The sequence below is a fragment of the Sulfitobacter sp. TMED3 genome, assembly GCF_002167505.1.
GTDB classification, from domain to species: domain Bacteria; phylum Pseudomonadota; class Alphaproteobacteria; order Rhodobacterales; family Rhodobacteraceae; genus Sulfitobacter; species Sulfitobacter pontiacus.
On the sequence record NZ_NHBI01000003.1, the window covers coordinates 94,083 to 107,665 of the forward strand.

The 13,583-nt window shown below is 60.4% G+C and carries 15 protein-coding genes; 12 read left to right on the forward strand and 3 right to left on the reverse strand.

The window, feature by feature from the left end:
• Positions 1–141 precede the first annotated feature (141 nt).
• Together CBB63_RS00605 and CBB63_RS00610 are read left to right on the forward strand one after the other, a co-directional pair.
• Positions 142–747 (forward strand): L,D-transpeptidase, encoded by a 606-nt coding sequence (locus CBB63_RS00605; RefSeq protein WP_286697758.1) that lies wholly within the window; start codon positions 142–144, stop codon positions 745–747.
• Positions 748–887: 140 nt separating this feature from the next.
• On the forward strand, positions 888–1,070 hold the full coding sequence (locus tag CBB63_RS00610; RefSeq protein WP_005850832.1) for a hypothetical protein: 183 nt from the start codon (positions 888–890) through the stop codon (positions 1,068–1,070).
• 148 nt (positions 1,071–1,218) lie between these two features.
• On the opposite strand, the gene hemH is transcribed toward CBB63_RS00610, so the two are convergent.
• Positions 1,219–2,265, reverse strand: a complete 1,047-nt coding sequence (gene hemH / locus CBB63_RS00615; RefSeq protein ID WP_286697759.1) for a ferrochelatase — start codon at positions 2,263–2,265, stop codon at positions 1,219–1,221.
• Between the two features lie 52 nt (positions 2,266–2,317).
• Entirely contained in the window at positions 2,318–3,136 is an 819-nt protein-coding gene (locus CBB63_RS00620; protein WP_286697760.1) for a methyltransferase domain-containing protein, read from the reverse strand.
• Positions 3,137–3,153: 17 nt separating this feature from the next.
• Here CBB63_RS00620 and CBB63_RS00625 point away from each other — a divergent pair, with 17 nt between their 5' ends.
• From CBB63_RS00625 to CBB63_RS00640, 4 genes are all read left to right on the forward strand, one after another.
• Positions 3,154–3,882: a ComF family protein gene (locus CBB63_RS00625; protein ID WP_286697761.1), complete on the forward strand. Its 729-nt coding sequence runs from the start codon at positions 3,154–3,156 to the stop codon at positions 3,880–3,882.
• Positions 3,883–3,918: 36 nt separating this feature from the next.
• Positions 3,919–4,176 (forward strand): glutaredoxin 3, encoded by a 258-nt coding sequence (gene grxC, locus CBB63_RS00630; protein ID WP_286697762.1) that lies wholly within the window; start codon positions 3,919–3,921, stop codon positions 4,174–4,176.
• Complete coding sequence (locus CBB63_RS00635) at positions 4,176–5,006, forward strand: carbon-nitrogen hydrolase family protein (protein ID WP_286697763.1); 831 nt, start codon at positions 4,176–4,178, stop codon at positions 5,004–5,006. Before grxC ends, CBB63_RS00635 begins: the two co-directional genes overlap by 1 nt.
• 9 nt (positions 5,007–5,015) lie before the next feature.
• Positions 5,016–5,453, forward strand: a complete 438-nt coding sequence (locus CBB63_RS00640; protein WP_286697764.1) for a MarR family winged helix-turn-helix transcriptional regulator — start codon at positions 5,016–5,018, stop codon at positions 5,451–5,453.
• A 12-nt stretch (positions 5,454–5,465) separates the two neighbouring features.
• Here the strand turns inward: CBB63_RS00640 and ubiG are convergent, their stop codons facing one another.
• Positions 5,466–6,212: a bifunctional 2-polyprenyl-6-hydroxyphenol methylase/3-demethylubiquinol 3-O-methyltransferase UbiG gene (ubiG, locus tag CBB63_RS00645; protein ID WP_064217204.1), complete on the reverse strand. Its 747-nt coding sequence runs from the start codon at positions 6,210–6,212 to the stop codon at positions 5,466–5,468.
• A gap of 48 nt (positions 6,213–6,260) precedes the next feature.
• Here ubiG and pip point away from each other — a divergent pair, with 48 nt between their 5' ends.
• From pip to infB, 6 genes are all read left to right on the forward strand, one after another.
• A complete protein-coding gene (gene pip, locus CBB63_RS00650; protein WP_286697765.1) occupies positions 6,261–7,232 on the forward strand; it encodes a prolyl aminopeptidase in 972 nt (323 codons plus the stop codon).
• A gap of 170 nt (positions 7,233–7,402) precedes the next feature.
• The gene (locus tag CBB63_RS00655; protein ID WP_502695834.1) at positions 7,403–8,077 is read left to right on the forward strand and encodes an ABC transporter substrate-binding protein; all 675 of its coding nucleotides are present in this window, start codon (positions 7,403–7,405) and stop codon (positions 8,075–8,077) included.
• A 162-nt stretch (positions 8,078–8,239) separates the two neighbouring features.
• On the forward strand, positions 8,240–8,818 hold the full coding sequence (rimP, locus tag CBB63_RS00660) for a ribosome maturation factor RimP (RefSeq protein ID WP_286697767.1): 579 nt from the start codon (positions 8,240–8,242) through the stop codon (positions 8,816–8,818).
• On the forward strand, positions 8,819–10,447 hold the full coding sequence (gene nusA, locus CBB63_RS00665; RefSeq protein ID WP_286697768.1) for a transcription termination factor NusA: 1,629 nt from the start codon (positions 8,819–8,821) through the stop codon (positions 10,445–10,447).
• Positions 10,448–10,469: 22 nt separating this feature from the next.
• Positions 10,470–11,090 carry an RNA-binding protein gene (locus CBB63_RS00670; protein WP_005850857.1) on the forward strand — a complete coding sequence of 207 codons (621 nt, stop codon included), beginning with the start codon at positions 10,470–10,472 and terminating at the stop codon, positions 11,088–11,090.
• A 9-nt stretch (positions 11,091–11,099) separates the two neighbouring features.
• On the forward strand, positions 11,100–13,583 hold the full coding sequence (gene infB / locus CBB63_RS00675; protein WP_286697769.1) for a translation initiation factor IF-2: 2,484 nt from the start codon (positions 11,100–11,102) through the stop codon (positions 13,581–13,583).

A 13,583-nucleotide genomic window follows, 5' to 3' on the forward strand; every position in this document is an offset into this window, starting at 1 on the left:
GCCATACAGCTTGATGCGTTGCAGATCAAACGCACATGAGCGTGAGCGCGCCTGTTAACGCTTGTTTGATTTGAAACTGCGACTTTCGAGCCATATACGACAGTATTATACTAGGTTGTAACTACCTTCAGGAGACATCTGATGTCTGATAAGAAATTTACCCTTTCGTCGCGCCGTGCTTTCCTTGCTGGCAGCGCCGCGATGCTGGCAACGCCTGCGCTGGCGCAAAGCAGCGTNAACAGCGAAGCGACCACGGAGACGGAGCGNGATCTGACCGAGNCNGTGCGTCGCAACACCTCCAGCTTCCGCACGCTGGATTGGCAGCCTTACTTNAGCNACACCAAGAACGGGGCCATTCTTGTCGATATCGACAGCCGCGCGGTGCATTACTGGTCNGAGGATCAGTCGATCTACAAGCTGTACCCCTCAAGCGTACCGCTGACCGAGGAACTGACCCGCCGTGGGCGTACCAGCGTGATCCAGAAGGTCGTCGGCCCCACATGGCGTCCGACCCCGTCGATGCTGGAACGCAACCCAGAGTGGCCAGCGGTGATCGGGCCGGGCCCTGACAACCCCTTGGGCACCCACGCGCTGTACCTGAGCTGGACGTACTACCGTATCCATGGCACGCATGACACACGCAAGATCGGGCGTCGTTCGTCGAATGGCTGCATTGGCCTGTACAATGAACATATTGCTGAACTTTTTGGCATGGCGAACGTCGGNACCCAAGTGTTGCTTATTTGACAACTTTTTAGCGATTGTGGTGCTCAAAAGCTGAATCCGGGTTTGCAATTACCCGCTGATGCTGTTTAGAAAGTTTTACGAGGTAAGTCTTGGGCGCGTGCTATCACACTGTGAAGTACGCCTTTTCTGGAGGTTATGTTATGAAGAAACTCGTTCTCGCCGCTGCTCTGACAGCTGCTGCATCGAATGCATTTGCNGGTTCGCTGGCAGAGCCAATCATCGAAGCACCCGTCATCGTTGAAGAGTCCACCTCTTCTTCCTCGGGCATCCTGATTCCTCTGCTGCTGCTGGCCGTTGTTGCTGCTGCAGTTGCTTCCGACTAATTCGGTCGAAGTTTCAGTTAGAAAAAGGCGGTGTTCTACACCGCCTTTTTTTATGTCTGCCGTTTNGCNTCAGATGACAAGCGGACAAAAGAAAAGCGCCTGTAGCCACAGGCGCTTTCTTTGTTTTCAGGTCCGACCGGCGGGGGGATTAGTCGATCCAGCCTTGCAGGTTTTCCTCGATCACATTGGACAGCGCCTTGATGTGCAAGTCGTCGTCATTGAGNCAGGGGATATAGTGAAACTCCTCCCCGCCCGCGTGTTCAAAGCTTTCCTTGATCTCTTCGTTGATCTCTTCCAGCGTTTCGATGCAATCGGCTGAAAAGGCAGGGGCACAGACCGCGATCTTTTTGTTACCGGCTTCGGCCTGCCGCGCGACCTCTTCCACNGTATAGGGCTGCAACCATTCTTCGGGGCCGAACTTCGACTGGAAGGTCGTCATGATCTGGGTGTCGTCCCAGCCCAGCCGTTCCTTCAGCAGGCGCGTCGTTTTCTGGCATTGGCAGTGATAGGGATCGCCCTCCATCAAATAGCGCAGCGGGACACCGTGATAGGAACACAGCAGCTTGTCGGGCTTTGTCTCCATCTTGGCGTAGGCCTTCTCGATCGAGGTGGCGAGCGCTTCGATATAATCGGGGCGGTCGAAATAGGGTTCAACCGTGCGGGCGGCGGGNTGCCATTTCTCTTTGGCGAGCGCNGCGAAAAACGCGTCATTCGCGGTGGCAGAGGTGGCACCGGCGTATTGCGGGTACAGCGGGAAAAACAGGATCTTCTGGCAGCCCGCAGCGGTCATCGCCGCCACCTTGGATTGGGTCGACGGGTTGCCGTAGCGCATGCAGTAATCGACCATGACTGCGTCACCATACCGCGCCTGCATCGCGTCTTTTATCTTCNCNGTTTGCTGTTTGGTGATGGTCATCAGCGGGCTTTCCCCCGCCTCGTGGTTCCAGATCGACTTATACGCGGCACCGCTGGTGAAGGGGCGTTTCGACAGGATCACCAGCTGAAGCAGCGGTTGCCATTTCCACGGGCTATAGTCGATCACGCGGCGATCCGACAGAAATTCCGATAGATAACGGCGCATTGACCAGTAATCATAGTTGTCCGGCGTGCCGAGGTTCGCCAGCAGGATACCCACCTTGGGGGCGGGNACGGTGGGGTGGTCAGGCTGTGCATGGGCTGGGCGCTGCTGCGTCATCTGGCATTCCTTTTCTGCGTTTAGCGCTGAGATAAACGGTTATGGTCGCGCGTCAATCGCGCAGCGGCGTTTCTGCCGTNGCCAGCGCATCGGCCAAGCGCTGCTGCGCAGAGCCGGGTCGCAGGGGTTTGGGCTGGCTGTCCGCCGGTGCCCAGCCCGCCAGAAAGACCAGCTCAAAGCTTGCTTTGATGCGCCCCTCTGGCGTGGCGTAGTGGTCGCGGTAAAGCTGCCCCGCCGCNTCAAAGATCGCGCGGCCACTGGNGCGGCGCAGGCGGCTGGTCAGGGCGTTGGCCTCTCCCATGGCGCGCAGGTCGCGCATCAGGTGCCAGATATCGCGGTATTCTGTCGTCAGCGTCACGGAATCCGCCACCGGCAGCGCAAGCCCCGCCCGTTGCAGCAGCCCGCCGATATCGCGCAANTCGGCCATAGGGGCGATCCGCGGCGACAGCCCACCGGTGATCGACGCCTCGGCCTGACCCAGACAGGCGCGCAGCTCGTGCAGGGTCTGCCCGCCGAAACCNACGCTTAAAAACAGCCCGTCGGGTTGCAGGGCACGGCGTGACTGGATGATCTGACCCACCGGATCATTCGCCCAATGCATCCCCATCGCATGGACCACCAGATCATGNGCGCCNTGGGTCAGCGCAAGCGTATCGGTGTCCTCCACCAGCGTCGCGNNNGGNTGCAGCGCGCCCCAGACCTGCGGGAAGCCNGTGACAATCGCTGCTGACGTAAAGGTTCTGTTAACCAGCGACAGCCGATCATCGACCTCTTCAAGCGCGGCGCGGTGCAGGAACAGGGCGTCATCGGAGGCGCGGCTGCGGTTGCGGGTCAGCGCCGCGCGATCGGTCAGGGTGTGTGAAGCGTTCATGAAAGGATAATAAGATCATGCGAGACCAGTTACAAACCGCTGTTGCGCTGATTTACCCGCCGTCCTGTCTGGCGTGCGGGGCGTGGGTGGCTGCACATGGGGGGCTGTGCGGTCCGTGCTGGCGCGACACGGGGTTCATTGACGGCGTGGTNTGCGAAACCTGCGGTATNCCCTTGCTGGGCGATNTGTCCGAGACAGACGTGCGCTGCGACGCNTGCCTTGCCGCGCCNCCGCCGTGGGANCACGGGCGCGCAGCCCTTTTGTACCGAGATACCGGCCGCCGGCTGGTGCTGGCGNTNAAACACGGCGACCGTCAGGACATCGCCAAACCCGCAGGACACTGGATGGCGCGGGTGATCGCGCCCTTCGTCACGCCTGACACTTTGGTGGTGCCCGTGCCGATGCATTACGCGCGGCTGTGGAAGCGGCGGTTCAACCAATCGGCCCTGCTGGCCCGTGCGCTTGCCCGTGAACACAAGCTTGGGTGGTGTCCTGACGCGCTGCGCCGCGTCCGACGCACCGCCGCGCTAGAGGGGAAGGGACGCCGNGAACGCNTNGCCCATCTGGATGGCGCGATCACCGCCCATCCCCGCCGCGCCGACCTGCTGCGTGNCCGTCCGGTGCTGCTGGTGGATGACGTGATGACATNGGGCGCGACATNGNAGGCGTCGGCGNGGGCCTGTCTGGACGCACGCGCAGGGCCAATCTGCGTCGTGACACTGGCAAGAGTGGCAAAAGATACTTAAGTCTTGATCCAACCCATTTGTTGAAAGGACATCAACATGCAACCTGTTGAGATCTATACCTCCCCGCTNTGCGGCTTTTGCCATGCCGCCAAACGTCTGCTGAATGAAAANGGCGTGAGCTTTGCCGAGGTCGACGTGCTTGCCCAGCCAGAGCGTAAGTCCGAGATGATCGAACGTGCCAATGGCGGACGCACNGTNCCNCAGATCTTTATCGGCGACACCCATGTCGGCGGCTGTGATGACCTTTACGCGCTTGAGCGNGCGGGCAAGCTGGACGCNTTGTTGGCCTCCTGATGCAGGCGGCGCTGATCCAGCTGAACGTCAGCGATACACCGGCCCGCAATCTGGCGGGCACGGTAGAGATGGTGCGCGATGCCGCGGCGCAGGGGGCGGCGTTTGTCCTCACGCCCGAGGTCACGAACTGCGTCTCGACCAGCCGCGACCACCAGCGCAGCGTTTTGCAGCACGAAGACGATGACATCACCCTCGCCGCCCTGCGGGATGTGGCGCNAGAGGCGGGCATCTGGCTGCTGATCGGGTCGCTTGGNCTGAAAACGCGGGATGCGGACGGGCGCTTTGCCAANCGGTCNTTCCTGATNGATCCGCAGGGGCAGATCAAAGCCCGCTACGACAAGATCCATATGTTCGACGTGGATATCGACGCGGGCGAAAGCTACCGCGAATCGGCGGGCTACCGCCCCGGCGATCAGGCGGTTGTNGCGCAGACGCCTTTCGCCAAAATCGGGATGAGCATCTGCTATGACATGCGCTTCCCCAAGCTCTATCAGGCGCTGGCGGATGCGGGGGCCACGATCCTGACNATGCCCGCCGCGTTTTCGCCCGTGACCGGTGCCGCGCATTGGCACATGCTGCTGCGGGCCCGCGCGATCGAGACAGGGTGTTTCGTGTTAGCCCCCGCGCAGACCGGCACCCATGCCAGCGACAGCCACAAGNCCCGCGACACCTACGGCCATTCGCTGGTTGTTGCCCCGTGGGGCGAGGTGNTGCTGGATGCGGGCACCGCGCCGGGCATTTATCCGTTCACGCTGGACATGGCGCGTGTACAAGAGGCACGTACCCGCGTACCCAGTCTTGCCAACCGGCGGGATTTCAAGGCACCTTAGTAACGGCTTATGACGGAAAANCGAAACTCACTTGCGATCACGTTGATCAGCGAATTGCTGTCGGCTGATCAACGGATGCGCAACCGGCTGACCCGGGCGCTGCCCAAAGGNATGGAGATTTCGCATTTTTCGGTGCTGAACAATCTGGCCTGGCATGACGGCGAAAAGACCCCTGCGCAGCTGGCCGAGACGTTCAATGTCACCCGTGGTGCGATGACGAATACGCTGAATAAACTGGTCTGGGCGGGCTATGTGCATATCCGCCCCGATTGGGACGATGCACGGCGAAAGATGGTGGCGATCAGCCCCGCAGGGCGCAACGCGCGGGATCATGCGATCCGGCAAATCTCGCCGTTGATCAATGATGTGGCCGATGATCTGGGCGAGGCGCAGGTGCGTGCCACGCTCGATACCCTGCGCGCCTTGCGGCGCCAGCTGGAAGGCTGACGCCGGTTTGGGTCACTCTGGCTTCAGGCTGGCGGTGACGTAGTTCACGCTCAGGTCACGATCGGACAGACGCCACGACCATGTGATCGGGTTGAAAACGAAGCCCTTGCGATCCACCGCCGTCAGGCCCGCCTTGTGCAGCAGGTCAAAGAGTTCATCCGGCGTGATGAATTTCGACCATTCATGGGTGCCCTTGGGCAGCCAGCGCATCACGTGCTCTGCCCCGACAATCGCCATCATGAAAGACTTGGGGTTGCGGTTCAGTGTCGAACAGATGTGCAGCCCGCCGGGTTTCAGCAGGGTGCGGCAGGCGATCAGATAATCGATGGGAGAGGCGACATGTTCGACCACTTCCATGTTCAGCACCACGTCGAATTGTTCGCCCGCTTCGGCCAGCGCCTCGGCGGTGGTGTGGCGATAGTCGATGTCGAGCCCCGATTGCTGCGCATGGACCTGCGCGACAGGGATGTTGCCCGCCGCGGCATCGGCTCCGACCACGGTCGCACCCAACCGCGCCATCGGTTCCGACAGCAGCCCGCCGCCACAGCCGATGTCCAGAATCCGCAGCCCGCGAAACGGTTCGGGCGATTTCAGGTCACGGTCGAACTCTCCGGCGATTTGGGAAGTGATGTAATCGAGCCGGCAGGGGTTGAGCATATGCAGCGGCTTGAATTTGCCGTTCTCGTCCCACCATTCGGCGGCCATGGCCTGAAACTTTTCGATCTCGGCGGGGTCAACAGTGCTTTGAGGCGCTTGCATTCTGATCTCTCTGTGCTCTTTTGGGTCCAATGACTATATAGGGCTGTAATGGACAAAATCCCGGACCAAAAGCGCGCAGTGCAATATCTTCACCCGCCGATCGACCCGTTCGATCAGCGGATGATGGATGTGGGCGATGGTCATTCGATCTATGTCGAACAATGCGGCAACCCCGATGGCATTCCTGTGGTGGTCCTGCATGGCGGCCCCGGCGGCGGGTGCAGCCCGTCGATGCGGCGCTATTTCGATCCGGCAAAATATCACGTGATCCTGTTTGACCAGCGCGGGTGCGGGCGGTCCAAGCCTTTTGCGTCGGTCATCAATAACACCACATGGGATCTGGTCGCGGATATCGAACGCATCCGCAAAGCGCTTGGCATCGAGAAATGGATCGCTTTTGGTGGCAGCTGGGGCGCGACGCTGGCGTTGATCTATGCCGAAACCCACCCCGAGAGGGTGCGCAACATCATCCTGCGCGGCGTTTTCATGATGACGCAGTCGGAGCTTGACTGGTTCTATGGCGGCGGCGCGGGCAAGTTCTGGCCCGATCTTTGGGCGCGGTTTACCGGCCTGATCCCCGAAGCCGAGCACGGCGATCTGATCGCGGCCTATCATCGGCGGCTGTTCTGCGGTGACCGTATGACCGAGGTGAAATACGGCAAGGCCTGGGCCGCGTGGGAGAACGCGCTGGCCTCGATCCATGCGTCGGGCGGGTCGTATGAGGGACCGGGGGAATATTCGCGCACCTTCGCCCGGCTTGAGAATCACTATTTCACCAACGCCGGATTTCTTGAGTTTGATGGCCAGATCCTTGCGCATGTGGACCGCATTGCCCATATCCCCGGCGTGATTGTGCAAGGCCGCTACGATATGATTTGCCCCCCCTCCAGCGCGTATGAACTGGCGCAGGCTTGGCCCAATGCCGAGCTGAAGATGGTGCGCAATGCCGGTCACGCGCTGTCCGAACCCGGCATCAGCGCCGAACTGGTGCGCACGATGGACAGGATTGCCGCGCAATGACCCGCTCTTTGATGGATCGCCGTGCTTTATTTGCTTCGGGTGCTGCGGCGGCCTTGCTGGCGGCGACAGGTGTGTCGGCGGCGTCCATGCCCAAAGCGGGCGGGCGGTTGCGGATGGCGCTGTCGGGGGCGGCGCGCAGCGATACCTGGGGGCAGGGCGATGGCCTGTTCATGCAGGTGGCGCGGCAGGGGNTGATCTTTGATACGCTGACCGAAATCGCCGCTGACGGCACCCTGCGCGGAGAGCTGGCAACAGCCTGGCAGGGCAGCNCCGACGGGCGCGTCTGGCTGGTCGATCTGCGCAAGGATGTGCTGTTTCACGATCAACGTCCCATGACCGCGCGCGATGTTGTCGCGTCCCTCGCGCTGGACGGTGTGGTAGAGGCGACGGGCCCCCATCAGCTGCGCATCACGATGGATGCGCCCGCGATGGACTTGCCCTTTACGCTGGCGGACCCGCGTCATGTGATCCGCGCCGCCCANGCGATGGACGACGGCATCGGCACCGGCCTGTACCGTCTGCGANGATTTACGCCGGGTCAGCAGGTTTTGGCCGAACGTGTGGCNGATCACTACAAAGGGCGCAGCGCCGGCTGGTTCGATACGGTTGAACTGGTGTCCATTCCCGCGCAGCAGGTNCGTGCGCAGGCGATGGCTGAATATCTGGTCGAAGCGGCAGACCTGAATGATGGCGAAGCCCTTCAATCCTATGATGATATTGCCTTGCTGCCCCATGCACGCGGGGTGACCCATGCGGTGTCACGCAGCATCGCCATGCCCCTGCGCACCGGCCAGCATCGCCCGTTGGACAACCTGCGCGCCGCCGAACGCTGGTGGCTGGCCTAAGCAGGGCAGGCACACGGGGCTTGCAGTTTCACATATACGGGCGTATATGACGTCTCAACAGCGGCGCATCGGGGTCCACACCTGAGGCTCCACCGATCTTGAACACGGGCCGCGCGCCCGTTTTTTTGTGCCTGCTCGAAACTGCAGGATGATAGTGAGATTATGAACAACGACCTGATTGCAAAAGCAGCCATTGATCGCCGCATGGCCGAGATCATCACACCGGTGATCGAGGATATGGGGTTTGAACTGGTGCGCGTNCGCCTGATGTCGGGCAAGTCGACGACGTTGCAGGTGATGGCAGACCGTCCCGATGGCGGTATCGAGGTGGACGAGCTGGCCCTGATCAGCCAATCCATCAGCGCTGTCATGGATGTCGAGGATCCGATCCTTGATGAATACACCCTTGAAGTGTCGAGCCCTGGCATCGACCGCCCGCTGACGCGGCTCAAGGATTTCGAGATGTTCGAGGGCTATGANGCCAAGATCGAGACCGGCGAACTGATCGACGGCCGCCGCCGCTTNAAGGGNGAGCTGGCAGGCGTCGAGGATGACGAGGTGCTGATCAACGTCGAGGAAGGCACCATCGGGCTCAAGTTCGATTGGCTGACCGACGCCAAACTGGTTCTGACCGACGATCTGATCAAAGAAATGCTGCGCCAACGCAAAGCGTCCGGTGCGATTGACGAAACCAAATTCGATGACATCGAGACCGAAGGGTCCACCGAGGGAGACGACTAAATGGCCATTACATCTGCCAACCAGCTGGAACTGCTGCAAACCGCCGAGGCTGTGGCCCGCGAAAAGATGATCGACCCCAATCTCGTGGTTGAAGCGATGGAAGAATCGCTCGCTCGGGCGGCGAAGTCGCGCTACGGCGCTGAGATGGACATTCGCGTTTCCATCGACCGCAAGACCGGTCGCGCGACCTTTACCCGTGTGCGTACGGTTGTGGCCGATGACGAGCTTGAGAACTATCAGGCGGAGTTCACGGTAGAGCAGGCCAANCAGTATATGGCCAACCCCGAAGTCGGTCAGGAATTCAGCGAAGAAGTCCCACCGGTTGAAATGGGCCGTATCGCCGCNCAATCCGCCAAGCAGGTGATCTTGCAGAAGGTCCGCGAAGCCGAGCGTGACCGCCAGTACGAAGANTTCAANGACCGCGCNGGCACGATCATCAACGGTCTGGTCAAGCGCGAGGAATATGGCAACGTTATCGTCGATGTGGGCGCTGGCGAAGCNATCCTGCGTCGNAACGAGAAAATCGGCCGCGAAAGCTANCGCCCGAACGACCGTATCCGNGTNTACATCAAGGATGTGCGNCGCGANCAGCGNGGCCCGCAGATCTTCCTGAGCCGCACNGCGCCCGANTTCATGGCCGAGCTNTTCAAGATGGAAGTGCCTGAAATCTATGACGGCATCATCGAGATCAAGGCCGTTGCCCGTGACCCCGGTTCGCGCGCGAAAATCGCTGTCATCTCTTATGATGGCTCCATCGACCCTGTGGGGGCCTGCGTTGGTATGCGCGGCAGCCGCGTTCAGGCCGTTGTGAACGAGCTTCAGGGCGAAAAGATCGACATTATCCCGTGGAACGAAGACCAGCCGACCTTCCTTGTGAACGCGCTTCAGCCTGCCGAGGTCTCCAAGGTTGTTCTGGACGAGGAAGCCGGCAAGATCGAAGTCGTCGTTCCCGAAGAACAACTGTCGTTGGCGATTGGCCGTCGTGGTCAGAACGTGCGTCTGGCATCGCAGCTGACCGGTCTGGACATCGACATCATGACCGAAGAGCAAGAGAGCCAGCGCCGTCAGGCCGAGTTCGAACTGCGCACCAAGCTGTTCATGGACAATCTGGATCTGGACGAATTCTTTGCCCAGCTTCTGGTCTCCGAAGGGTTCACCAACCTCGAAGAAGTCGCCTATGTCGAAGTGGACGAGCTGCTGGTCATCGACGGTGTTGACGAAGACACCGCAAGCGAACTGCAAGCCCGCGCCCGTGACGTGATCGAAGCGCAGAACAAAGCGGCGCTTGATGCGGCGCGCGCCTTGGGCGTGGACGACACGCTTATTGAATTCGACGGTCTGACACCCCAAATGATTGAGGCACTGGCCAAAGACGACGTAAAAACGCTCGAAGATTTCGCGACTTGCGCGGATTGGGAGCTGGCCGGCGGCTGGACTACCGTGAATGGCGAACGCACCAAGGATGAAGGGACACTTGAACCTTTCGATCTGTCGCTGGAAGATGCGCAAAAGCTGATCATGACCGCGCGCGTCCTGCTGGGGTGGGTCGATCCTGCCGAGCTTGAAACGGATGATGTCGACGAAGAGTTCGATGCCGACATCGACACGGACGAGGAGGCCGAGGCCTGATCGCGGGGCCTTGGGGAACGATATGACACGTGGTGGCGTTTCTAAAGACCGGCAAGACGGTCCCGAACGAAAGTGTATCGCCACTGGCGAGGCGCAGCCCAAAAACGGGCTGATCCGCTTTGTCATTGGTCCCGACATGCATGTTTTCCCGGATATCATGGGGAAACTGCCCGGTCGGGGGATGTATGTGTCAGCGGATCGGGCCGCATTGGAAAAAGCGGCCAAGAAGGGTCTGTTCGCCCGCTCGGCCAAGCAACCTGTCAAGGTTGCGGATGATTTGGTGGATGAAGTTGAAAAGCAACTTGTCCGCCGTGTGGTTGACCTGATTTCGTTGCAACGCAAGGCGGGCAAGGCCGTTGCGGGCTACGAAAAAGTCAAAGGTTGGCTGCAAATGGAAGAAGCCGAAGTGTTGATCCAGGCAGTAGATGGATCGGGCCGCGGCAAATCGAAACTAAGCACGCCGCATTACGGCCATTACATTGGCTGGCTGACGGCAGACGAATTGGGTTTGGCTTTCGGACGCCAAACTGTGATACATGGGGCGCTCGCCTCTGGTGGTCTTACCTCTCGTGTTGTAGAGGAGGCTCAGCGGTTAAAAGGCGTGCGCATAAACGAGGGTGGCAACGGTCACCCGAAAGGATAGACGAGCTTCATGAGCGATAGTGACGGCAAAAAGACATTGGGCCTGCGGGGAGCGTCTTCGCGTCCCGGCAACGTAAAGCAAAGCTTTAGCCACGGGCGGACGAAAAACGTCGTGGTCGAGACCAAGCGCAAGCGCGTTGTGGTGCCCAAACCTGCTGGCGCAAAAGCCGGCGGCGGTAGCAATCCATCGCTCGGGGATCCCTCCAAGCGTCCGGCAGGGATCACCGATTCCGAAATGGAACGCCGGCTGAAGGCGGTTCAGGCTGCCCGCGCCCGCGAGGCGGAAGAAGCCGAAGCACGCGCAGCCGAGGAAAAGGCCCGCGCNGAAGACCGCGAGCGTCGTCGTGCCGAGATCGAGGCGAAAGAAGCCGAAGANCGNNAGCGCGAGGAAAGCCTGAAGGCGAAAGCCGAAGAGGACGAGCGCCGCAAGAAAGAAGCGGAAGCCGCAGCAGCCGCTGCCGCAGCCCCCGCAGCGNCCCCTGCCGCGCCGCGTTCGCCGAACATCAAATCCGGCGCACCGACCCCTGCGGCCCGCAAGAAAGAAGGCGACCGCGAGGAAACCAACAAGCGCAACAAGGGTGGCGACGANAGCCGTCGTTCCGGCAAACTGACGCTGAACCAGGCTTTGTCCGGTGGCGAAGGTGGCCGTCAACGGTCCATGGCGCAGATGAAACGCAAGCAGGAACGCCAGCGCCAGAAGGCAATGGGCGGTTCGGTCGAGCGTGAAAAGGTNGTGCGCAACGTCAACCTGCCTCCGGCGATCGTGGTTTCCGAACTGGCGAACCGGATGGCCGAACGCGTTGGCGCTGTCGTCAAAGCATTGATGACAAACGGCATGATGGTNACNCAGAACGAAACCATCGACGCTGACACAGCCGAGCTGATCATCGAGGAATTCGGCCACAAAGTGGTGCGCGTTTCCGACGCTGACGTTGAAGACGTGATCAAGGAAGCCGAAGACGATCCGAAAGATCTGGTATCGCGTCCTCCGGTNATCACGATCATGGGCCACGTTGACCACGGTAAGACATCGCTGCTTGACGCGATCCGCAAAGCCAAGGTTCAGTCCGGCGAAGCGGGCGGTATCACGCAGCACATCGGTGCCTATCAGGTCACAACCGACAACGGTCAGGTTCTGAGCTTCCTCGATACNCCGGGCCACGCGGCCTTTACCTCGATGCGGTCGCGCGGTGCGCAGGTCACCGACATCGTCGTTCTGGTGGTCGCGGCGGATGATGCTGTGATGCCTCAGACGATCGAAGCGATTAACCACGCGAAAGCGGCNAAGGTGCCNATGATCGTGGCGATCAACAAGATCGACAAATACGAAGCCAACCCTGACAAAGTCCGTACGGACCTGCTGCAGCACGAGGTCATCGTTGAAAAGATGTCCGGTGAAACACAGGACGTCGAAGTATCGGCAACCACGGGTCAAGGTCTGGACGAACTGCTGGAAGCCATCGCGCTGCAAGCGGAACTGCTGGAACTGAAAGCGAACCCGAACCGCGCCGCGGTCGGTGCCGTGATCGAAGCGCAGCTTGACGTGGGCCGCGGCCCCGTTGCGACTGTTCTTGTTCAGAACGGNACGCTGCGTCAGGGCGACATCTTTGTTGTGGGNGAGCAGTACGGTAAGGTCCGTGCGCTGATCAACGATCAGGGCGAGCGCGTGAAAGANGCAGGCCCATCCGTGCCGGTAGAGGTGCTTGGCCTTAACGGGACACCGGGTGCGGGCGACGTTCTGAACGTNACCGACACCGAAGCGCAGGCGCGCGAGATTGCGGAATACCGTGAAAAAGCCGCCAAAGACAAACGCGCTGCGGCTGGTGCTGCGACGACGCTGGAACAGCTGATGGCGAACGCCAAGGTGAACGAAACCATTAGCGAGCTGCCTTTGTTGATCAAAGCAGACGTTCAGGGNTCTGCCGAAGCGATCGTTCAAGCGATGGANAAAATCGGCAACGACGAAGTCCGCGTGCGCGTCCTTCACTCGGGCGTGGGTGCGATCACCGACACCGACGTTGGTCTTGCCGAAGCCTCCAACGCGCCGATCATCGGNTTCAACGTNCGTGCAAACGCATCGGCCCGTGCCTCGGCCAACCAGAAGGGNGTCGAGATCCGGTATTACTCGGTCATCTATGACATGGTTGATGATGTGAAAGCTGCCGCAAGTGGCCTGCTGAGCAACGAGATCCGCGAACACTTCATCGGCTATGCGTCGATCAAAGAGGTGTTCAAAGTGACCGGCGTTGGCAAGGTTGCGGGCTGTCTGGTGACCGAAGGCAAAGCAAGCCGCGCCGCTGGTGTGCGTCTGCTGCGCGACGATGTCGTGATCCACGAAGGCACGCTGAAAACGCTCAAGCGGTTCAAGGACGAAGTTGCCGAAGTACCGTCAGGCCAGGAATGTGGTATGGCGTTCGAGAACTACGAAGACATCCGTCCGGGCGACGTTATCGAAATCTTCACACGTGAAGAAGTCGTGCGCACGCTGGACTAA

Excerpts from the sequence above, each read along its gene's own strand:
- ubiG (WP_064217204.1), bottom strand. The coding sequence starts at position 6,212 with ATGCAAGCGCCTCAAAGCACTGTTGACCCCGCCGAGATCGAAAAGTTT.
- pip (WP_286697765.1), top strand. The coding sequence starts at position 6,261 with ATGGACAAAATCCCGGACCAAAAGCGCGCAGTGCAATATCTTCACCCG.
- CBB63_RS00670 (WP_005850857.1), top strand. The coding sequence starts at position 10,470 with ATGACACGTGGTGGCGTTTCTAAAGACCGGCAAGACGGTCCCGAACGA.